This is a genomic window from Methylobacterium sp. WCS2018Hpa-22 (genome assembly GCF_031843785.1).
Classification (GTDB): domain Bacteria; phylum Pseudomonadota; class Alphaproteobacteria; order Rhizobiales; family Beijerinckiaceae; genus Methylobacterium.
Genome location: NZ_JAVTJA010000025.1, coordinates 1 through 18,282, shown reverse-complemented (window position 1 = coordinate 18,282; position 18,282 = coordinate 1). Strand labels below are relative to the sequence as shown.

At 64.4% G+C, this 18,282-nt stretch carries 29 protein-coding genes; 1 reads left to right on the top strand and 28 read right to left on the bottom strand.

Annotated elements, in window-relative coordinates; translation table 11 throughout:
* Nucleotides 1-2 precede the first annotated feature (2 nt).
* Complete coding sequence (locus tag RQI43_RS23100; protein ID WP_311276718.1) at nucleotides 3-1,868, top strand: response regulator; 1,866 nt, start codon at nucleotides 3-5, stop codon at nucleotides 1,866-1,868.
* 135 nt (nucleotides 1,869-2,003) lie between these two features.
* Here RQI43_RS23100 and rplQ read toward each other — a convergent pair whose 3' ends face one another.
* The 28 genes from rplQ to rpsJ all read right to left on the bottom strand — a co-directional run bounded on the left by rplQ (nucleotide 2,004) and on the right by rpsJ (nucleotide 18,138).
* Complete coding sequence (rplQ, locus tag RQI43_RS23095) at nucleotides 2,004-2,414, bottom strand: 50S ribosomal protein L17 (RefSeq protein ID WP_018044203.1); 411 nt, start codon at nucleotides 2,412-2,414, stop codon at nucleotides 2,004-2,006.
* Between the two features lie 189 nt (nucleotides 2,415-2,603).
* On the bottom strand, nucleotides 2,604-3,641 hold the full coding sequence (locus RQI43_RS23090; RefSeq protein WP_200919091.1) for a DNA-directed RNA polymerase subunit alpha: 1,038 nt from the start codon (nucleotides 3,639-3,641) through the stop codon (nucleotides 2,604-2,606).
* 101 nt (nucleotides 3,642-3,742) lie between these two features.
* A complete protein-coding gene (locus RQI43_RS23085) occupies nucleotides 3,743-4,618 on the bottom strand; it encodes an MBL fold metallo-hydrolase (RefSeq protein ID WP_311276717.1) in 876 nt (291 codons plus the stop codon).
* Between the two features lie 44 nt (nucleotides 4,619-4,662).
* The gene (gene rpsK, locus RQI43_RS23080) at nucleotides 4,663-5,052 is read right to left on the bottom strand and encodes a 30S ribosomal protein S11 (RefSeq protein ID WP_018044206.1); all 390 of its coding nucleotides are present in this window, start codon (nucleotides 5,050-5,052) and stop codon (nucleotides 4,663-4,665) included.
* A 171-nt stretch (nucleotides 5,053-5,223) separates the two neighbouring features.
* Nucleotides 5,224-5,592 (bottom strand): 30S ribosomal protein S13, encoded by a 369-nt coding sequence (rpsM, locus tag RQI43_RS23075; protein WP_018044207.1) that lies wholly within the window; start codon nucleotides 5,590-5,592, stop codon nucleotides 5,224-5,226.
* 209 nt (nucleotides 5,593-5,801) lie between these two features.
* Complete coding sequence (locus RQI43_RS23070; protein ID WP_056427687.1) at nucleotides 5,802-6,404, bottom strand: adenylate kinase; 603 nt, start codon at nucleotides 6,402-6,404, stop codon at nucleotides 5,802-5,804.
* 117 nt (nucleotides 6,405-6,521) lie between these two features.
* Entirely contained in the window at nucleotides 6,522-7,859 is a 1,338-nt protein-coding gene (secY, locus tag RQI43_RS23065; RefSeq protein WP_056427383.1) for a preprotein translocase subunit SecY, read from the bottom strand.
* Between the two features lie 149 nt (nucleotides 7,860-8,008).
* On the bottom strand, nucleotides 8,009-8,506 hold the full coding sequence (gene rplO, locus RQI43_RS23060) for a 50S ribosomal protein L15 (RefSeq protein ID WP_207412098.1): 498 nt from the start codon (nucleotides 8,504-8,506) through the stop codon (nucleotides 8,009-8,011).
* 11 nt (nucleotides 8,507-8,517) lie between these two features.
* Entirely contained in the window at nucleotides 8,518-8,709 is a 192-nt protein-coding gene (rpmD, locus tag RQI43_RS23055) for a 50S ribosomal protein L30 (RefSeq protein ID WP_018044211.1), read from the bottom strand.
* Between the two features lie 12 nt (nucleotides 8,710-8,721).
* Complete coding sequence (gene rpsE, locus RQI43_RS23050; protein ID WP_018044212.1) at nucleotides 8,722-9,309, bottom strand: 30S ribosomal protein S5; 588 nt, start codon at nucleotides 9,307-9,309, stop codon at nucleotides 8,722-8,724.
* A gap of 93 nt (nucleotides 9,310-9,402) precedes the next feature.
* Nucleotides 9,403-9,765 carry a 50S ribosomal protein L18 gene (gene rplR, locus RQI43_RS23045; protein WP_311276716.1) on the bottom strand — a complete coding sequence of 121 codons (363 nt, stop codon included), beginning with the start codon at nucleotides 9,763-9,765 and terminating at the stop codon, nucleotides 9,403-9,405.
* 12 nt (nucleotides 9,766-9,777) lie between these two features.
* The gene (gene rplF, locus RQI43_RS23040; RefSeq protein ID WP_056427377.1) at nucleotides 9,778-10,311 is read right to left on the bottom strand and encodes a 50S ribosomal protein L6; all 534 of its coding nucleotides are present in this window, start codon (nucleotides 10,309-10,311) and stop codon (nucleotides 9,778-9,780) included.
* A gap of 22 nt (nucleotides 10,312-10,333) precedes the next feature.
* Nucleotides 10,334-10,729 (bottom strand): 30S ribosomal protein S8, encoded by a 396-nt coding sequence (gene rpsH / locus RQI43_RS23035; protein ID WP_056427374.1) that lies wholly within the window; start codon nucleotides 10,727-10,729, stop codon nucleotides 10,334-10,336.
* A 12-nt stretch (nucleotides 10,730-10,741) separates the two neighbouring features.
* Entirely contained in the window at nucleotides 10,742-11,047 is a 306-nt protein-coding gene (gene rpsN, locus RQI43_RS23030) for a 30S ribosomal protein S14 (protein ID WP_056427370.1), read from the bottom strand.
* A gap of 39 nt (nucleotides 11,048-11,086) precedes the next feature.
* Complete coding sequence (gene rplE / locus RQI43_RS23025) at nucleotides 11,087-11,653, bottom strand: 50S ribosomal protein L5 (RefSeq protein ID WP_056427367.1); 567 nt, start codon at nucleotides 11,651-11,653, stop codon at nucleotides 11,087-11,089.
* Nucleotides 11,646-11,963 carry a 50S ribosomal protein L24 gene (rplX, locus tag RQI43_RS23020; RefSeq protein WP_018044218.1) on the bottom strand — a complete coding sequence of 106 codons (318 nt, stop codon included), beginning with the start codon at nucleotides 11,961-11,963 and terminating at the stop codon, nucleotides 11,646-11,648. The genes rplE and rplX overlap by 8 nt, the downstream gene beginning before the upstream one ends.
* Nucleotides 11,963-12,331, bottom strand: a complete 369-nt coding sequence (gene rplN, locus RQI43_RS23015; protein WP_018044219.1) for a 50S ribosomal protein L14 — start codon at nucleotides 12,329-12,331, stop codon at nucleotides 11,963-11,965. The genes rplX and rplN overlap by 1 nt, the downstream gene beginning before the upstream one ends.
* A gap of 538 nt (nucleotides 12,332-12,869) precedes the next feature.
* The gene (gene rpsQ, locus RQI43_RS23010; RefSeq protein ID WP_056427364.1) at nucleotides 12,870-13,136 is read right to left on the bottom strand and encodes a 30S ribosomal protein S17; all 267 of its coding nucleotides are present in this window, start codon (nucleotides 13,134-13,136) and stop codon (nucleotides 12,870-12,872) included.
* 10 nt (nucleotides 13,137-13,146) lie between these two features.
* Nucleotides 13,147-13,362, bottom strand: coding sequence for a 50S ribosomal protein L29 (gene rpmC / locus RQI43_RS23005; RefSeq protein WP_018044221.1), 216 nt, complete (start codon nucleotides 13,360-13,362; stop codon nucleotides 13,147-13,149).
* Nucleotides 13,363-13,374: 12 nt separating this feature from the next.
* Nucleotides 13,375-13,788: a 50S ribosomal protein L16 gene (gene rplP / locus RQI43_RS23000; RefSeq protein WP_056251136.1), complete on the bottom strand. Its 414-nt coding sequence runs from the start codon at nucleotides 13,786-13,788 to the stop codon at nucleotides 13,375-13,377.
* Nucleotides 13,789-13,837: 49 nt separating this feature from the next.
* Nucleotides 13,838-14,578, bottom strand: a complete 741-nt coding sequence (rpsC, locus tag RQI43_RS22995) for a 30S ribosomal protein S3 (protein ID WP_018044223.1) — start codon at nucleotides 14,576-14,578, stop codon at nucleotides 13,838-13,840.
* 10 nt (nucleotides 14,579-14,588) lie between these two features.
* Nucleotides 14,589-14,975: a 50S ribosomal protein L22 gene (gene rplV, locus RQI43_RS22990; protein WP_018044224.1), complete on the bottom strand. Its 387-nt coding sequence runs from the start codon at nucleotides 14,973-14,975 to the stop codon at nucleotides 14,589-14,591.
* A gap of 1 nt (nucleotide 14,976) precedes the next feature.
* Nucleotides 14,977-15,255: a 30S ribosomal protein S19 gene (gene rpsS / locus RQI43_RS22985; RefSeq protein ID WP_018044225.1), complete on the bottom strand. Its 279-nt coding sequence runs from the start codon at nucleotides 15,253-15,255 to the stop codon at nucleotides 14,977-14,979.
* 5 nt (nucleotides 15,256-15,260) lie between these two features.
* A complete protein-coding gene (rplB, locus tag RQI43_RS22980) occupies nucleotides 15,261-16,097 on the bottom strand; it encodes a 50S ribosomal protein L2 (protein ID WP_056427361.1) in 837 nt (278 codons plus the stop codon).
* Between the two features lie 25 nt (nucleotides 16,098-16,122).
* Complete coding sequence (locus RQI43_RS22975; protein ID WP_018044227.1) at nucleotides 16,123-16,419, bottom strand: 50S ribosomal protein L23; 297 nt, start codon at nucleotides 16,417-16,419, stop codon at nucleotides 16,123-16,125.
* Nucleotides 16,416-17,036: a 50S ribosomal protein L4 gene (gene rplD / locus RQI43_RS22970; RefSeq protein ID WP_311276715.1), complete on the bottom strand. Its 621-nt coding sequence runs from the start codon at nucleotides 17,034-17,036 to the stop codon at nucleotides 16,416-16,418. The genes RQI43_RS22975 and rplD overlap by 4 nt, the downstream gene beginning before the upstream one ends.
* Entirely contained in the window at nucleotides 17,036-17,779 is a 744-nt protein-coding gene (gene rplC / locus RQI43_RS22965; RefSeq protein ID WP_018044229.1) for a 50S ribosomal protein L3, read from the bottom strand. The genes rplD and rplC overlap by 1 nt, the downstream gene beginning before the upstream one ends.
* Nucleotides 17,780-17,829: 50 nt before the next feature.
* The gene (gene rpsJ, locus RQI43_RS22960; RefSeq protein ID WP_018044230.1) at nucleotides 17,830-18,138 is read right to left on the bottom strand and encodes a 30S ribosomal protein S10; all 309 of its coding nucleotides are present in this window, start codon (nucleotides 18,136-18,138) and stop codon (nucleotides 17,830-17,832) included.
* Between the last annotated feature and the right edge of the window lie 144 nt (nucleotides 18,139-18,282).

The following is an 18,282-nucleotide window of genomic DNA, read 5'->3' as shown; positions in this document are numbered from 1 at the left end:
ACATGGCCAAAGGCACGATTCTCGCCGTCGATGACGAGCCGGACATCCTGATTGCCCTCGAAGACCTGTTCGAGGACGACTACACCGTCATCACCACGACGAAGCCGTCGGAAGCGCTCGACATTCTCCGGGCGAGCCCGGACATCGCCGTGATCCTGTCCGACCAGCGGATGCCGGGCATTACCGGCGACGCCATGCTGGCCGAGGCACGGGGCTTCCACGACGCACAGGCGATCCTCCTCACCGGCTATGCCGATATGAGCGCCGTCATCGCCGCGCTCAACCGGGGAGGCATCACCGGCTACGTCACGAAGCCGTGGGACCCCGTCCTGCTGCGCTCCACCGTCCGCCAGGCCTTCGAACGGCACAGCCTCGCCCGCGACCTCGCCACCGAGCGCGCTCTCCTGCTCGGGCTCCTCGACAACGCGGAAGACGCCATCGCCTTCAAGGACGTGGAGGGACGGTTCATTCGTCTCAACGCGCGGAAGGCCAGCCGGCTCGGCCACACCGTCGCCGAATGCCTCGGACGCACCAGGGACGAGATCGAAGGCACGCCCAACGGCGAAAGCGCCACGCGTGACGCTGACCGCGCCGCCATTGCGAGTGGGAGCATTTCAGAGACGGTGTCCGCCGAAGGCCCAGTCGGGGCGGAGCGGTGGAGCCATGTCACCCGCGTGCCGATTCGCGGTGCCGCCGGCGCCATCACCCATCTGGCGACGATCGAACGGGACGTGACCGAACAGAAGAATCTCGAGGCACGACTCCGCCAATCGGACAAGATGCAGGCGCTCGGCACCCTCGCCGGCGGGATCGCGCATGACTTCAACAATCTCCTCACGGCGATCCTCGGCAGCCTCGAACTCGTGGGCCCCAAGATCGTCGACCAGCCAAGGGTCCAGCGCCTCGTCACCAACGCGGCACAGGCTGCGCAACGCGGCGCATCCCTGACGAAGCGGCTTCTCAGCTTCAGCCGCGCGCGTGACCTGCGCCCTCGCTCGGTCGACGTGAATGCCCTGGTCGCCGGAATGGACGTATTGCTCAAGGGCAGCCTAGGCGGTCTCGTCACGGTGACGACCGATCTCGACGCCGTGCATCCGGCGGCCATCGTCGATCCCGATCAGCTGGAACTCGCCATTCTCAACCTCTGCATCAACGCGCGTGACGCCATGCCGGAGGGGGGAACGATCTCCATCGCCACGGGCGCGGCGCGAGTGACCGACGACCCTGACTTGGCGGCGGGCGACTACGTGACCGTGGCGATCAGCGATACGGGGATGGGTATCCCACCGGAGATCCTGGCGCGGGTCTGCGAACCGTTCTTCACCACCAAGTCGATTGGACAGGGCACCGGGCTCGGCCTCGCAATGGTGTTCGGGCTGACCCAGCAGTCGCAGGGCAAGCTTCGCATCACCAGTGACGTGGGCAAGGGCACGAGGGTCGATCTGTTTCTCCCCCGTGCGGAGGCGGCCGAGGAAAAAACCCAGCGCGCCGCCGTGACGGCCATGGGGGCCGCGAGTCCGGCGCGCATCCTCGTGGTGGACGACGATGCCGAAGTCCGCCACGTCACCGCGTCCTTCCTCAGTACGTTCGGTTACACCGAGACCGAGGCGGCCGACGGGGCGGCGGCGGTCGCCCTGCTGGAGCGCGCCTCGTTCGATCTCATCGTGGCGGATCTCGCCATGCCGGGGATGACGGGTGTCGAACTCGCGGAAATCGTAAGGCGGCGCTGGTCCGACGTTCCCATCCTTATTGTCACCGGACATGCGGAGGCGATCCCGATCCCCGACGATCTGCCTGTCCTGCGTAAGCCCTTCGATTCGGCCGACCTGGCGGCACTGGTTTCCGGTATGCTCGTCGCAGACGCGTGAGATCAACACGTCCCCTCCCCCGAGACCCGCTGTGGGTCATCGGGGGCGGGGCACCGACACCTCCATCCCGTAGGGATCATGAAAAAAGGCGGCCTCTCGGCCGCCTTTTCGTCGTCTGATGGGTGAAGCTGAGGCTTACGCCGCGTCGGAGACCTGCGAGGGACCCGAATCCAGGCCGCGCGCATCGACATCGCGATCCACGAACTCGATCACGGCGAGCGGAGCATTGTCGCCGTAACGGAAGCCGGCCTTCATGATGCGGCAGTAGCCGCCCGGACGGGCATTGTAGCGCGGGCCGAGGACAGCGAAGAGCTTGCGGACCATGGCCTCGTCGCGGATCTGCGACATGGCGAGGCGGCGCGTATGCAGGCTGTCGATCTTGCCCAGCGTGATCAGCTTTTCGATGACCGGACGCAGATCCTTGGCCTTCGGCAGGGTGGTGATGATCTGCTCGTGCTTGATCAGCGCGGCGGACATGTTGGCGAACATCGCCTTGCGGTGTTCGGTGGTGCGATTGAAGCGACGACCGCGAAATCCATGACGCATTTGGCTGTTCCTTGCTTATCTGGCCGCCGTGCCACGGTACGGCCGAGCGCCCCATGATCGGGGCTGTTCATTCCGCATGACCCCGCGGCGGGATTCTGTTTGCTGGGAAGCTTGCCGAACCCGGCCCGCCTCATTCGCCGCGTCATTCCGGGCTCTGCTGCGCAGCCCCGGAATGACGTCGTATGTCGGCTAGTAGTGCTCTTCGAAGCGCTTGGCGAGGTCTTCGATGTTCTCCGGCGGCCAGCCGGGGATGTCCATGCCGAGATGGAGACCCATCGCGGCCAGCACTTCCTTGATCTCGTTCAGCGACTTGCGGCCGAAATTCGGGGTGCGCAGCATCTCGCCCTCCGACTTCTGGATGAGGTCGCCGATATAGACGATGTTGTCGTTCTTCAGGCAGTTCGCCGAACGCACCGACAGTTCGAGCTCGTCGACCTTCTTGAGCAGGGCCGGGTTGAAGGGGAGCTGCGGCGCGAGCGGCTGCGCCTCTTCCTTGCGGGGCTCCTCGAAGTTCACGAACACCTGGAGCTGGTCCTGGATGATGCGAGCGGCGTAAGCCAGCGCATCTTCCGGCGACACGGCGCCATTGGTCTCGATCGTCATCGTCAGCTTGTCCTTGTCGAGATCCTGGCCCTCGCGGGTGGTCTCGATGCGGTAGGACACCTTGGTGACAGGAGAGAACAGCGCATCGACCGGGATGAGGCCGATGGGGGCATCCTCCGGACGGTTGCGCTCGGCCGGGACGTAGCCCTTGCCGGTGGCGACGGTGAATTCCATCCGGATCTCGGCGCCGTCATCGAGGGTGCAGATGACGAGGTCGGGATTGAGGATCTGGATGTCGCCAACGGCGGCGATATCGCCGGCGGTCACGGTGCCGGGGCCGGTCTTGCGCAGCGTCAGGCGCTTGGGGGCTTCCGTCTGAGACCGGATCGCGATGGTCTTGATGTTGAGGACGATGTCGGTCACGTCCTCACGCACGCCGGGGATCGACGAGAATTCGTGGAGAACGCCGTCGATCTGGACCGAGGTCACGGCCGCGCCCTGGAGCGACGACAGCAGGACCCGGCGAAGGGAGTTGCCGAGGGTGGTGCCGAAGCCGCGCTCGAGGGGCTCGGCGACGACGGTGGCGACCCGCTTGGGGTCGTGCCCGGTCGAAACCTGGAGCTTGTTCGGCTTGATGAGCTCTTGCCAGTTCTTCTGTATGACCACGGTCCTACCTCTCGCAATTCCGACACGAGCCACTGACGTGGTCGGTCCCTGAGCCCTTCCCGCGCATCGCCTTGCACGGCTCGGTCTCGAAAAACATGTGCCCGCGAAGCGGCGGGCGGTTAGTGGGCCGCGACCCAAAGTTCCGGGACGAAGCTGTAAGCCCCTCCATCCCGCGCCACGTAGCCCAGCGCCGGAAACTCCAGATGTCCGCCGGTGACGAAGGTTCTCTCGCTCGAGACTTCGTCCAGCATCCGCTCGCGCACCGCCCTCGCCTCGTCCGGATCGACGTCGAAGACCATCGTGGCCTCCGGACGCTTGAACTGGATCGCCGGCAGATGGATGATGTCGGCCCACATCAGAAGCGATGCCGAGCCCGACACGATACGAAAACCCGTATGGCCCGGCGTATGCCCCGGCAGGGCGACCGCCGTGATGCCCGGAAGGACCTCACCGCCGGTCATCGTCCGCACGCGACCGGAATACGGCGCCACCGCCTTCTGGGCGTTCTCGAAATACGGGCGGGCCCCCTCGGGAGCCCGCGAGATCGCATCGTCCGCCAGCCAATGAGCGGCTTCGGCCTGATGAAGGACGAGTTCCGCATTGGCATAGGCGGCCGACCCATCCTCATGGATCAAGCCACCGGCATGATCGGGGTGAAGATGCGTGAGCAGCACCGTCTCGATATCGTCCGGGCGGACACCCGTTGCGGCAAGCGCCGCGGGGACCCGACCGAGCGTATCGCCACCGAAATGGCCCATCCCCGAATCGATGAGGATCGGCTTCCGACCGGGCGCTTCGATCAGATAGGCGTTCAGCGTGATCCGAGGGGCCTGCGCGCGAAAGCCGGCCGCCTGAAGCGAGCCGGCCTCGTCCGCCCCGATCCCGGTGACGAGATCGAGGGAGCCTTGAAGGTAACCGTCATTCAGAACGGTGACGGTCAGATCGCCAAGGCTCCAGCGCAACACGCCGGGGAGCGCCTTCACGGCATCGGACACACGCTTCTCCGCTTTCAAACCCAAGGGCAGATCGACGAGTCGTCTTAGACGCGACGACGCTTGCGCGGACGGCAGCCGTTATGCGGGATCGACGTCACGTCGCGGATCGAGGTGACAGTGAAGCCGGCGGCCTGCAGAGCGCGAAGAGCGGATTCACGGCCCGAACCGGGACCGGACACCTCGACTTCGAGCGTGCGCATGCCGTGCTCGGAAGCCTTGCGGGCGGCGTCTTCGGCGGCGACCTGGGCGGCGTAAGGGGTCGACTTACGCGAACCCTTGAAGCCCATGGCGCCAGCGGACGACCAGGAGATGGTGTTGCCCTGCGCGTCGGTGATGGTGATCATCGTGTTGTTGAACGAGGCGTTCACATGGGCCACGCCCGACACGATGTTCTTGCGTTCGCGGCGGCGAATGCGGGTTGCTTCCTTAGCCATTGTCTCTCGTCTCGTCCTTCAGGCGCGCCCGTCATTCCAGGCGCTCGGGATTTTTGCGGTGCTGGCAGCGCGGCTCTGGATGACCGTGCCGCCATACGGGCTGCCGATAGCGGGCCACCCTGCGCGATAGAAGGGAGGCAGAGCGAAGCGCTGCCTCCCAATCTCGAAAAATTACTTCTTCTTGCCGGCGATCGGCTTCGACTTGCCCTTGCGGGTGCGCGCATTGGTATGCGTACGCTGACCGCGGACGGGCAGATTGCGGCGGTGACGGAGGCCGCGGTAGCAGCCGAGATCCATCAGGCGCTTGATGTTCATCGACACTTCGCGGCGCAGATCGCCCTCGACGATGTAATCGCGGTCGATCGTCTCGCGGATCGACAGCACTTCGGCGTCGGTCAGCTGGTTCACGCGGCGCTCGGCGGGAATGCCGACCTTGCCGGTGATCTCTTCGGCCTTCTTCGCGCCGATGCCGTGAATATACTGGAGCGCGATGACGACGCGCTTGTTGGTCGGGATGTTGACGCCTGCGATACGGGCCAAGGTCTACTCCATCGGGCGCTCGGACGCTGCGGTCCGGCCCTGCTGTGTCACGCGCGTCCGGTGGAGGCCGGCCCCTGCGCGCCGCCCATAACGACAAATCGGCCCGCAGCGTCTCTTGAACCGAGACACTCCAGACCCATTGCGTATGGACGAATAACGGCCTGCTAGCGCGGGCCGCCGATCTTGTCAACGTCCATCGGACGGTAAATTCAGGAGGCGGTCGCGCTGGCCAACGGTTCGAGCACGGCCATCACTTCGCTCGTGACCTCATCGACCGGATTCATCCCGTCGATGGTCCGGAGCATGCCGAGGCTCGAATAATAAGCCGAGAGCGGCGCGGTCTGTGCCCGGAAGGCGGCGAGGCGGGTCTTGAACACGTCAGGGGTGTCGTCCTTCCGCACCGGCTCCCCACGAGCAGCGGTCTCGGCGGCCCGCTTGGCAATGCGGCCCACGAGGATTTCCTCGTTCACCGCGAATTCGATCACGGCATCCAGGGACAGGTTCTTGTCGGCCAGCATCCTGTCGAGGGCAGCTGCCTGCTCCACCGTGCGGGGGAAACCGTCGAGGATGAAGCCCGGGCGCGCATCGGCCTCTTCGATCCGGTCGGCGACGATCCCCACCACCACGGAATCCGGGACCAGGCCGCCGCTCTCCATGATCGACTTCGCTTCGAGTCCGACCGGGGTGCCTGCGGCCACCGCAGCGCGCAGCATGTCGCCAGTGGAAAGCTGCGGAATGCCGAAACGCTCGACGATTCGGGCCGACTGGGTTCCCTTACCGGCACCAGGTGGTCCGAGCAGAATGATCCGCATAGCGTCGTTGTCCTCGTCCGGTGGCCGCATCGGGCGTTATGGTTCGGGCATCATGGGCGTAGAGAGGCGATGCCTGGACCGGCATCGCCCCGATCGATCGAGCTTGTCGAGCCGGCTTCAGCGACGACGCGTGGCGCCGCGCAGCTTCGCCTTCTTCACGAGGCCCTCATACTGGTGGGCCATCAGATGGCCGTGGACCTGCGCCACCGTATCCATCGTCACGGAGACGACGATGAGGAGCGAGGTACCGCCGAACCCGAGGCTCGCCGATGCGTAGGAGGCCAGGATCTCCGGCACAAGGCAGACAAAGGTCAAATACAGCGCGCCGATCAACGTGATGCGCGTCAGAACCTTGTCGATGAACGTCGCCGTGCGCTCGCCCGGACGAATGCCGGGAATGAAGCCGCCCTGCTTCTTCAGATTGTCCGCCGTCTCCTGCGGGTTGAAGACCACCGCCGTGTAGAAGAAGGCGAAGAAGATGATCAGCGCCGCGTAGAGAACCATGTAGAGCGGCCGGCCATGGCCGAGATAGGTGGTGATCGTCGCCAGCACGCCGGTGCCGCCGTTATTGGCCGAGAAGCTCGCCACGGTGGCGGGAAGCAGCAGCAGCGACGAGGCGAAGATCGGCGGGATCACGCCGGCCGTGTTCAGCTTCAGCGGCAGGAACGAGGTCTGACCCTCGTACATGCGGTTACCAACCTGGCGCTTGGGGTAGTTGATCAGGAGCCGGCGCTGAGCCCGCTCCATGAACACGATGAAGTAGACGAGGGCGATGGCGGCAAAGCCGACGCCGAGGATGACGGCCGCGGACAGCGCACCGGTCCGGCTCAGCTCGAGAGCTCCTACGATGGCGGTGGGCAGATGCGCGACGATGCCGGCGAAGATGATCAGCGACGACCCGTTACCGATGCCGCGTGATGTGATCTGCTCGCCAATCCACATCAGGAACAGCGTTCCGCCCGTGAGCGTGATCACCGTGGACAGGATGAAGAACGGTCCCGGATCGATCGCGGCGCTCGAACTCTGCAAGCCGAAGGCGATGCCCCAGCTCTGAACCAGTGCCAGCACGACCGTGAGGTAGCGGGTGTATTGGTTGATGACCTTCCGGCCGGACTCACCCTCTTTCTTCAGCGATTCGAGGCTCGGGATCACCGAGGTGAGAAGCTGAATGATGATGGAGGCCGAGATGTACGGCATGATGTTGAGCGCGAAGATCGCCATGCGCTCGACGGCACCGCCGGAGAACATGTTGAACAAGCCGAGCACGCCACCGGCCTGCTGCTGGAAGTTCCGCGCGAATTGCTCAGGGTCGATGCCGGGAATCGGGATGTAGGTGCCGAGCCGGAACACGACGAGCGCACCCAGCGTGAACCAGATCCGCTTCTTGAGCTCGTCGGCCTTGGCGATGGCCCCGAAATTGAGGTTCGCGGCAAGCTGCTCGGCGGCTGAGGCCATGGCACCGGTTCCTGAGATCGATCCAGATGGGGGATTGAAGGACCCCCGAACAAACTGAAACGGCGGCCACGCGCAGGTCGCACGGGCCGCCGCTCAGAGCTTCGACTTAAAGTCTGCTCCGACGCTACGCAACAGCGGCGTCGGAAGACTTACTCCGCGGACGGCTTGCCGCGGGTGGAGATGCCGGCACCGTAAGCGACGTTCACCGAACCGCCGATCTTCTCGACAGCCTCGACGGCCGACTTCGAAGCGCGGGTGACCTCGAAGGAGAGCTTCGCGGTCAGTTCGCCGACGCCGAGCAGCTTCACGCCGTCACGGGGACGGGCGATGATGCCGGCGGCAATGAGGGTCTCCACCGTGACCACGGCGGAAGCATCGAGACGGCCGGCATCGACAGCCTGCTGGACGCGTCCGAGGTTCACCTCGTTCAGGTCCGTGGAGTACAGGTTGTTGAAGCCGCGCTTGGGCAGGCGACGGTGAAGCGGCATCTGACCGCCCTCGAAGCCCTTGATCGAGACGCCGGTACGGGCCTTCTGACCCTTGACGCCGCGACCAGCGGTCTTGCCCTTGCCGGAGCCGATGCCCCGGCCGACGCGCATCCGGTTCTTGGTTGCGCCGTCATTATCGTGGATTTCGTTCAGTTTCATGATGCCCTCCCTCAGGCCGCGTCGTCGAGGACGCGCACGAGGTGATGCACCTTGCGGATCATGCCGCGCACAGAGGGGGTATCCTCCAGCGTAGCGACCCGGTGCAGCTTGTTGAGCTTAAGGCCGATCAGCGTCGCACGCTGGTCGCCCTCGCGGCGGATCGGCGAGCCGATCTGCTCGACGCGGAGAGTCTTAGTTGCCATTGCACCCTCCCCTTAAGCGACTGCGGCTTCGGACAGGTCCGAAGGATCGGCATCGCGACGGCGAGCCTGAAGCGTCGACACCTTGAGACCCCGACGGGCCGCGACGGCGCGCGGGCTGTCCTCGTTCTTCAGCGCCTCGAAGGTGGCGCGGACGAGGTTGTAGGGGTTCGACGAACCGAGCGACTTCGCCACGACGTCCTGCATGCCCAGCGTCTCGAAGACGGCGCGCATCGGACCGCCGGCGATGATGCCGGTACCCTGCGGCGCAGCGCGGAGGATGACCTTACCCGCACCGTGACGTCCGTAGACGTCGTGGTGAAGGGTACGACCTTCGCGCAGAGCGACGCGGACGAGACCGCGCTTGGCAGCTTCCGTTGCCTTGCGGATCGCCTCAGGCACTTCGCGCGCCTTACCGTGGCCGAAGCCGACGCGACCCTTCTGGTCGCCGACGACGACGAGAGCTGCGAAGCCGAAGCGACGACCACCCTTCACCACCTTGGCGACGCGGTTAATGTGGACGAGCTTGTCCACGAATTCGCTGTCGCGCTCCTCGCGCTCATCGCGGCGGCCGCGGCCCCCGCCTTCCCGTTCACGTGCCATGTTTGAATCCTGTCTCACTGACGCGGGCGGCGGAGCCCGCTCGCTTGATAGCTTGTCCGAGGGACGGCCTGCGCCGCCCCTCCCCGCCTGGTCTTAGAACTCGAGGCCACCCTCACGGGCGGCGTCGGCGAGCGCCTTGACGCGCCCGTGATAGATGTAGCCTGAACGGTCGAAGATCACCTTGGTGACTCCGGCAGCCTTGGCGCGCTCGGCGACGAGCTTGCCGACGGCCGCGGCCGCTGACGTATCGGCACCGGTCTTCAGGCCCGAGCGGAGATCCTTGTCGAGGGTCGAAGCGGCGGCGAGGGTCCTGCCCTCGGCGTCGTCGATGACCTGGACGTAGATCTGCTTGGAGGAACGGAACACCGAAAGCCGGGGCCGTCCATTCGCCGCCGCCCGCAGCGCGCGGCGCACACGCGCCTTGCGGCGGTCGAGTGCATCGATTTTGCGTGACATGATGGCCGGCCCTTACTTCTTCTTGCCTTCCTTGCGGAAGATGAACTCACCCGCGTACCGCACGCCCTTGCCCTTGTAGGGCTCGGGACCACGATAGTCGCGAATCTCGGCTGCCACCTGTCCCACCACCTGCCGGTCGATGCCGGAGATGACGATCTCGGTGGGCTTGGGCACCGCGATCGTGATCCCAACGGGGATCTCGTACTCGATGTCGTGGCTGTAGCCGAGGGAGAGCTTGAGGGCCTTGCCGGCCATGGCGGCACGATAGCCGACGCCGGTGATCTCGAGCTTCTTCTCGAAACCCTTGGAGACGCCCTCGACGAGGTTCGCCACCTGGGCCCGGGAGGTGCCCCACAGCGAGCGGGCCTCCTTGGTCTGGTTCTTGGGCAGCACCGAGACGGCACCGTCCTCGAACTTCACGTCCACCACGTTGGGGACGATATACTGGAGCTCGCCCTTGGAGCCCTTCATCTTCACCGTTTGACCGGTCACCGTGGCCGTCACACCGGACGGGACGGGAACGGGCTTCTTGCCTACGCGAGACATAGCCTTTCCTCCAAGTCCGAGATCAGAACACCTTGCAGAGCACTTCGCCGCCAACGTTGCGCTCACGCGCCTCGTGGTCGGCCATGACGCCCTGCGGGGTGGACACGATGGTGACGCCGAGGCCGTCGGCGACGCGGGGAAGTTCGCTCACGGCCGAATAGACGCGGCGGCCGGGCTTCGAAACGCGCTGGATCGAGCGGATGACGGGCTGGCCGTCATAGTACTTGAGCTCGATCGAGAACTCGGTACGGCCGTTGCCGAAATCGGTCGTTGCGTAATCGCGGATGTAGCCCTCAGCCTTGAGGACGTCGAGAACGCTTGCACGGAGACGCGAGCCGGGCGTCTGAACGACGTTGCGGCGGCGCATCTGGCCGTTGCGGATGCGGGTGAGCATATCACCCACGGGATCGTTGACCATGGTGCCTGCTCCTTACCAGCTCGACTTGACCAGACCGGGAATGAGACCCCGGTTGCCAAGTTCCCGAAGCGCCACACGCGAGATGCCCATCTTGCGGTAGAAGGCGCGGGGACGTCCCGTCATGCCGCAACGATTGCGGACACGGGTCGCCGACGAGTTGCGGGGCAGTTCCGCGAGCTTGAGGCGAGCTTCGAAGCGCTCCTCCATCTCGAGGCTTTCGTTATTGGCGGTCGCAAGGAGGGCCTTACGCTTGGCGGCGAACCGCTTCACCAGTTCCTTGCGGTGATTATTCTTCTCGACTGAGCTTTTCTTTGCCATGTCTCTCTCCAGTGTCCGCGTCTAAGCGCTTTTCAGCACTTACTGCCGGAACGGGAATCGGAATTGCGAGAGGAGCGCACGTGCCTCGGCATCGGTACGGGCCGATGTCTGGATCACGATGTCCATGCCCCAGGTGGCATCGGCCTTGTCGTAGGAGATCTCGGGGAACACCAGGTGTTCCTTGAGGCCCAACGCGTAATTGCCGTTGCCGTCGAACGAACGGGGGTTCAGGCCGCGGAAGTCACGAACGCGCGGAAGCGCGATGGTGATCAGGCGGTCCATGAATTCGTACATCCGGTGCTTGCGCAGGGTGACCTTGCAGCCGATCGGCATGCCTTCGCGGACCTTGAAGGTCGCGATGGCCTTGCGGGCCTTGGTGATGACCGGCTTCTGGCCGGCGATCAGCGCAAGGTCGCCGGCGGCGATGGAGGCCTTCTTGGAATCAGCGGTGGACTCGCCGACGCCCATGTTGATAACGATCTTCTCGATGACCGGAACCTGCATGGGGTTCTTGTAGCCGAACTCTTCGATCAGCTTCTGGCGGACGACCTCATCGTAGTGCTTGCGCAGACGAGGGGTGTACGCGTCGTTGTTCTTCTCAGCCATCGATCAGATCCCCCGAGCGCTTGGCGAACCGGACCTTGCGGCCGTCGTCGAGAATGCGGAAACCAACGCGCGTCGGCTGACCGTCTTTCGGGTCGGCGATCGCGATGTTGGACAGATGAATCGCGGCTTCCTTGGAGATGATGCCGCCTTCCTGGTTCTGCGTCTGCTTCTGGTGCTTCTTGACCAGATTGACCCCGCGCACGAGCGCACGGTCTTCCTTCGGCATCACCTGGATGACCTCGCCGGAGCGACCTTTGTCGCGACCGGTGAGAATGACGACCTTGTCGCCCTTCTTGACCTTGGCAGCCATCACAGCACCTCCGGAGCAAGCGAGATGATCTTCATGTGGTTCCGGGCGCGCAACTCGCGCGGCACGGGTCCGAAGATACGGGTGCCGATCGGCTCTTTCTGATTGTTGATCAGGACAGCGGCGTTCTTGTCGAACCGGATCACGGATCCGTCGGCGCGCTTCACTTCCTTGGCGGTGCGAACGACGACGGCCTTCATGACGTCGCCCTTCTTCACGCGGCCGCGGGGAATGGCCTCCTTCACCGAGACGACGATGATATCGCCGACACCGGCATACTTGCGCTTCGACCCGCCGAGAACCTTGATGCACATCACGCGACGCGCACCAGAATTGTCGGCGACGTCCAGATTCGTCTGCATCTGGATCACGAGAGTGACCTTTCCTTGTTTCAGACGGGTTTCCGCACACGGACGGTATTGTCCGGCGGACGACGTCTGATGGGGATCTGATGTCCCCGGCTCATATAGAAGGACCGCGCATTCGGCGTTTCTCAACACCGGCGCGGTCACCGCGGTCCAGGGTGCGAACACCCTTTTGCATGTCGCGAAGGACGGCCTAATACTAGAGAGGGAAGCGCTGCGCAAGAGCAAAGACGCGCAGCTGTGCTGCAGACAGCAATCCAGGCCGGGTCTTCGTGAAAGTGCCCGAGCGGCCGTCTCCGACGCCGACAGCCATCCTGACGGGCGCCGTCAGTGGTACGCGTTGAATGATGGAACCGAACGCTCGGCGGAACTGAACAGGTGTTCGCGGTCGAAGCCGATTGTTCCGATTACGCTTCATCGGCCGTTAGGTGCGACCGACAGAGGGCCATGCGTCTCGCTGATTCGCGCGTTCTTCGTGGGTCGGCATAAGACGCAAAAAAGCGGGCGCAGAAACTGCGCCCGCTTTAACGACACTGCACCGGTCTCACGCTTCGGCGGAAGGAGATTCCACGGTGGCAGCGCCACCTTCGATGAGCTTCCAGGTCTTGGTCTTCGAGAACGGACGGCACTCTTCGATCGACACGGTCTGGCCGACCTTGGCGACGTTCGTCTCGTCGTGGGCGTGGTAGTTCTTCGAACGACGGACGGTCTTCTTCATCACCGGATGGGTGAAGCGACGCTCCACCTTCACGACGATGGTCTTCTCGCCCTTGTCGCTGACGACGACGCCCTGCAATACGCGCTTCGGCATGGTGTACTCCTCAGGCCTGCGCGGACTTCAGCGTCTTCTGACGCTGGAGAGTGCGAACGCGGGCGATATCGCGACGGACCTCACGGACGCGGGCGACGTTCTCGAGCTGGCCGGTGGCGCCCTGGAAGCGCAGGTTGAACTGCTCCTTCTTCAGGTTCAGCAGCTCATCGTTCAGCTGATCGGGCGACAGGGCGGCCAGATCCGACTGTCTCTGTGACGACTTCATGATCCCCTCCCCTTAGTCAGCGATGCGCTGAACGACGCGCGTGCGGATCGGGAGCTTCGCCGCACCGAGGCGGAGAGCCTCTTTGGCGATGTCCTCGGCGACGCCGTCGACTTCGAACATGATACGTCCGGGATGCACGCGGGCAGCCCAGAACTCGGGTGCACCCTTACCGGAGCCCATGCGGACTTCGGTGGGCTTTGCCGTGACCGGGACGTCCGGGAAGATCCGGATCCAGACACGACCCTGACGCTTCATCTCACGGGTGATCGCGCGGCGGGCCGCCTCGATCTGACGTGCGGTGACGCGCTCGGGCTCCACGGCCTTGAGGCCGAAGGTCCCGAAATTGAGGTCGAAGCCGCCCTTGGCCGCACCGTGGATGCGACCCTTGAACTGCTTACGAAACCTGGTCTTCTTGGGTTGCAACATGGCAGCCTCTCAACACCTTCTATGGCTAACGGGCGTACGCGATCACGCTTTAAGCGTGTTCGCGCCGGCCGCGCTCGCGGCCACCCTCGCCATCGCGCTCGCGACGTCCGCCCGAACGGCCGCCTTCTTCCTGAGCGCGCTTGTCCTGCGCCATCGGGTCGTGCTCGAGGATTTCGCCCTTGAACACCCACACCTTGATTCCGCACGTCCCGTAGGTCGTGAACGCGGTCGCCACGCCGTAATCGACATCCGCGCGCAGGGTATGCAGCGGGACGCGACCTTCGCGGTACCATTCCTGACGGGCGATCTCAGCGCCACCGAGACGACCCGAGCAATTGATCCGGATGCCTTCGGCACCGAGACGCATGGCCGACTGCACCGCGCGCTTCATGGCACGACGGAAGGCGACACGGCGCTCGAGCTGCTGGGCGATCGAATCGGCCACCAGAGTGGCGTCGATCTCGGGCTTGCGCACCTCGACGATGTTGATCGTCACGTCGGCCTTGGTCAGGGTGCCCACGAGCTTGCGCAGCTTCTCGATATCCGCGCCCTTCTTGCCGATCACCACGCCGGGACGACCCGAGTGAATGGTGACGCGGCACTTCCGGTGCGGACGCTCGATGACGATCTTGGAAACGGCAGCCTGTTTCAGCTGCTTCATGAGGGCGGCGCGGATGGCGACGTCCTCGTGCATGAGCTTCGCGTATTCACCCTTCTGGGCGAACCAGCGGGAGTCCCAGGTCCGGTTGATACCGAGCCGAAGACCGATCGGATTGACTTTCTGGCCCATCAGGTCCTCCTCACGCCGCTTCGGCGGTCGGGACTTCGCGCACCACGATGGTGAGGTTCGCGAAGGGCTTCAGGATGCGGGCGCCGCGGCCACGTGCACGAGCATGGAAACGCTTGAGCACGAGTGCCTTGCCGACGAAGGCCTCGGAGACGACGAGATCGTCGACATCGAGGTCATGGTTGTTCTCGGCATTGGCGATGGCGCTCTCGAGGCACTTCTTGACCTCGCGGGCGATCCGCTTGCGGGAGAATTCCAGGTCGGCCAAAGCCGACTCGACCTTCTTACCGCGGATGAGTTGCGCAACGAGATTGAGCTTCTGAGGGCTCACGCGCAGCATGCGCGCGACGGCCTTCGCTTCGTTCTCGGGGAGCGCGCGGGGGGTGGCTTGCTTGCCCATCTCAGCGCCTCTTCGCCTTCTTGTCGGCTGCGTGGCCGTGGAAGGTACGGGTCGGCGAGAACTCGCCGAACTTATGACCGACCATCTCCTCGGACACATAGACCGGGATGTGCTTCTGTCCGTTGTGCACACCGAAGGTGAGCCCGACGAACTGCGGCAGGATCGTGGAGCGACGGCTCCAGATCTTGATGACTTCGTTGCGGCTGGATCCGCGAGCGGTCTCAGCCTTCTTGAGGAGGTAGCCGTCGATGAACGGCCCCTTCCAGAGCGAGCGTGCCATGAGGGTTACTTCTTGCGGTTGTGACGGCTGGCGAGAATGAAGACATCGGTCCGCTTGTTGGAGCGGGTCTTCTTTCCCTTGGTGGGCACGCCCCAGGGCGTGACCGGATTACGGCCGCCCGAGGTACGACCCTCACCACCGCCGTGCGGGTGATCGACCGGGTTCATGGCAACGCCGCGAACGTGCGGGCGCTTGCCGAGCCAGCGGTTGCGACCGGCTTTGCCGAGCGAGATGTTCATGTGGTCCGGGTTCGATACCGCACCGATGCTGGCGAAGCACTGACCGTGAACCAGGCGCTGCTCACCCGAATTCAGGCGCAGCGTGACATAGCCCTGGTCGCGCCCGACGATCTGAGCGTAGTTGCCGGCGGAACGGGCAATCGCGCCGCCCTTGCCGATCTTCAGCTCGATATTGTGGACGATCGTCCCCACCGGCATGTTGCCGACCGGTCCGGCATTGCCCGGCTTCACGTCGACCTGTTCGGCCGCGATCACCGTGTCGCCCGGCGACAGACGCTGGGGAGCCAGGATGTAGCTCTGCACGCCGTCCGGATAGGTGATAAGCGCGATGAACGCCGTACGGTTGGGATCGTACTCGATCCGCTCCACCGTCGCGGCGACGCCGAGCTGCTCGCGCCGCTTGAAATCGACGTTGCGCAGGGTGCGCTTGTGACCACCGCCGCGGAAGCGGACGGTGATGCGACCGAGGTTGTTGCGACCGCCCGAGGACGACTTGCCCTCGGTGAGCTTCTTGACCGGCTTGCCCTTGTAGAGCTCACGGCGGTCGACGAGCACGAGCTGGCGAAGGCTCGGCGTGACCGGTTTGAATGTCTTCAAGGCCATCGGCTTGATCCTAACGCTTTTCGTGTCAGAGCCCGGTCGTGACGTCGATCGTCTCACCCTCGGCAAGGGTCACGATCGCTTTCTTCACGTCCGAACGCTGTCCGCGAAGCCCGCGGAAAATCTTCTTCTTACCCTTGGTGACGAGCGTGTTCACGCCCGTGACCTTGACGTCGAACAGCTTCTCAACCGCCTCTTTGATCTGCGGCTTGGTAGCCTTCGGGGAGACCCGGAAGACGACCTTGTTCTGTTCGGTGAGGTTCGTCGCCTTCTCGGTGATGACCGGGGAGACGATGATGTCGTAGTGGCGCGGATCGGCACTCATTTGAATCGCGCCTCCAGCGCATCGATCGCTGCGCGCGTCAGCACGAGCTTGTCGCGACGCAGGATGTCGTAGACGTTGATGCCCTGGACCGGCAGGACGTCGATCTGCGGGATGTTGCGGGCGGCGCGACCGAAGTTCACGTCGACCTCAGCACCGCTGATGATCAGCGCGCTGGACAGGCCCATCTTCTCGAAGCGCTCGACCAGGTTCCGGGTCTTGCCGTCGGCGAGCGTCACGTCGTCCACGATGATCAGGGTCTCGGCCTTGACCTTCGCCGAGAGGGCGTGGCGAAGAGCGAGGGCACGCACCCTCTTCGGAAGATCATGAGCATGGCTGCGCACGACCGGGCCGAAGGCACGTCCACCGCCGCGGAACTGCGGAGCGGAGGCAGCGCCGTGACGAGCGTTACCGGTGCCCTTCTGCTTGTACAGCTTCTTGCGCGTCCGGTTGACGTCCGAGCGGTTCTTGACCGCATGGGTGCCGGCCTGACGCTTGGCGAGCTGCCAGCGCACCATGCGCTGGAGAAGGTCGGCGCGGGGCTCGAGACCGAAGATGGTCTCGTCCAGGTCGATGGACCCGGCGCCGTCGCCGTCGAGAGTGGTGATATCGAGCTTCATCACGCGTTCTCCTCGGAAGCGGGAGCCTCGGGAGCCGGAGCTTCGGTGGCGGGAGCAGCGGAAGAACCGTTCTCACGGAACTTGCCGGGCTGCGGCACGTCGGCGGGGAGCTTACGCTTCACCGCGTCGCGGATCTGGATCCAGCCGCCGGCGACGCCGGGAACGGCGCCTTCGACGAGGATGAGGCCACGCTCGGGATCCGTGCGCACGACGCGCAGGTTCTGGGTCGTGACCCGGTCGACGCCCATGTGACCGGGCATCTTCTTGTTCTTGAAGGTCTTGCCCGGATCCTGGCGACCACCGGTCGAACCGATCGAACGGTGCGAGATGGACACGCCGTGGGTGGCGCGCAGACCGCCGAAGTTCCAGCGCTTCATACCGCCGGCGAAACCCTTACCCGTGGTCGTGCCCGTCACGTCGACGAACTGGCCGGGGATGAAGTGATCGGCGGTGATTTCGGCACCGACCGGGATCAACGCGTCCTCGGACACGCGGAACTCGGCGAGCTTCTGCTTGGGCTCGACCTTGGCGACCGCGAACCGGCCGCGCTCGGCAGCCGACACGTTCTTCACCTTGGCCTTGCCAACGCCGACCTGAAGGGCGACGTAGCCATTCTTCTCGACGGTACGGTGGGCTACCACCTGACATTGATCGATTTTAAGCACTGTCACGGGGACATGTTCGCCAGCATCCGTAAAGATGCGGGTCATGCCGACCTTCTGTGCAATGACGCCTGAGCGCATAGGTGTCTCCCTCGCGCGATTCTACGGTAAGCTCTAAATCCCCGCGGGACTTAGAGCTTGATCTCCACGTCCACGCCGGCGGCGAGGTCGAGCTTCATCAGCGCGTCCACGGTCTGCGGCGTCGGATCAACGATATCGAGGACGCGCTTGTGGGTGCGCATCTCGAACTGCTCGCGCGACTTCTTGTCGATGTGCGGCGAGCGGTTGACGGTGAACTTCTCGATATGCGTCGGCAGCGGGATCGGACCACGAATGGTCGCGCCGGTGCGCTTGGCCGTCGACACGATCTCGCGGGTCGAGGCATCGAGGATGCGATGATCGAACGCCTTGAGGCGAATGCGGATATTCTGACCGTTCATGACCTGAAACCTTGGCGGGACTTAATAAGGGGCGGGCGCGAGGACCCGCCCCTCTGTCGATCCCAGCAGACTGAGCGTACCGAACTTAATCGTTGATGGCTGCGACGACGCCTGCGCCGACGGTGCGTCCGCCTTCACGGATGG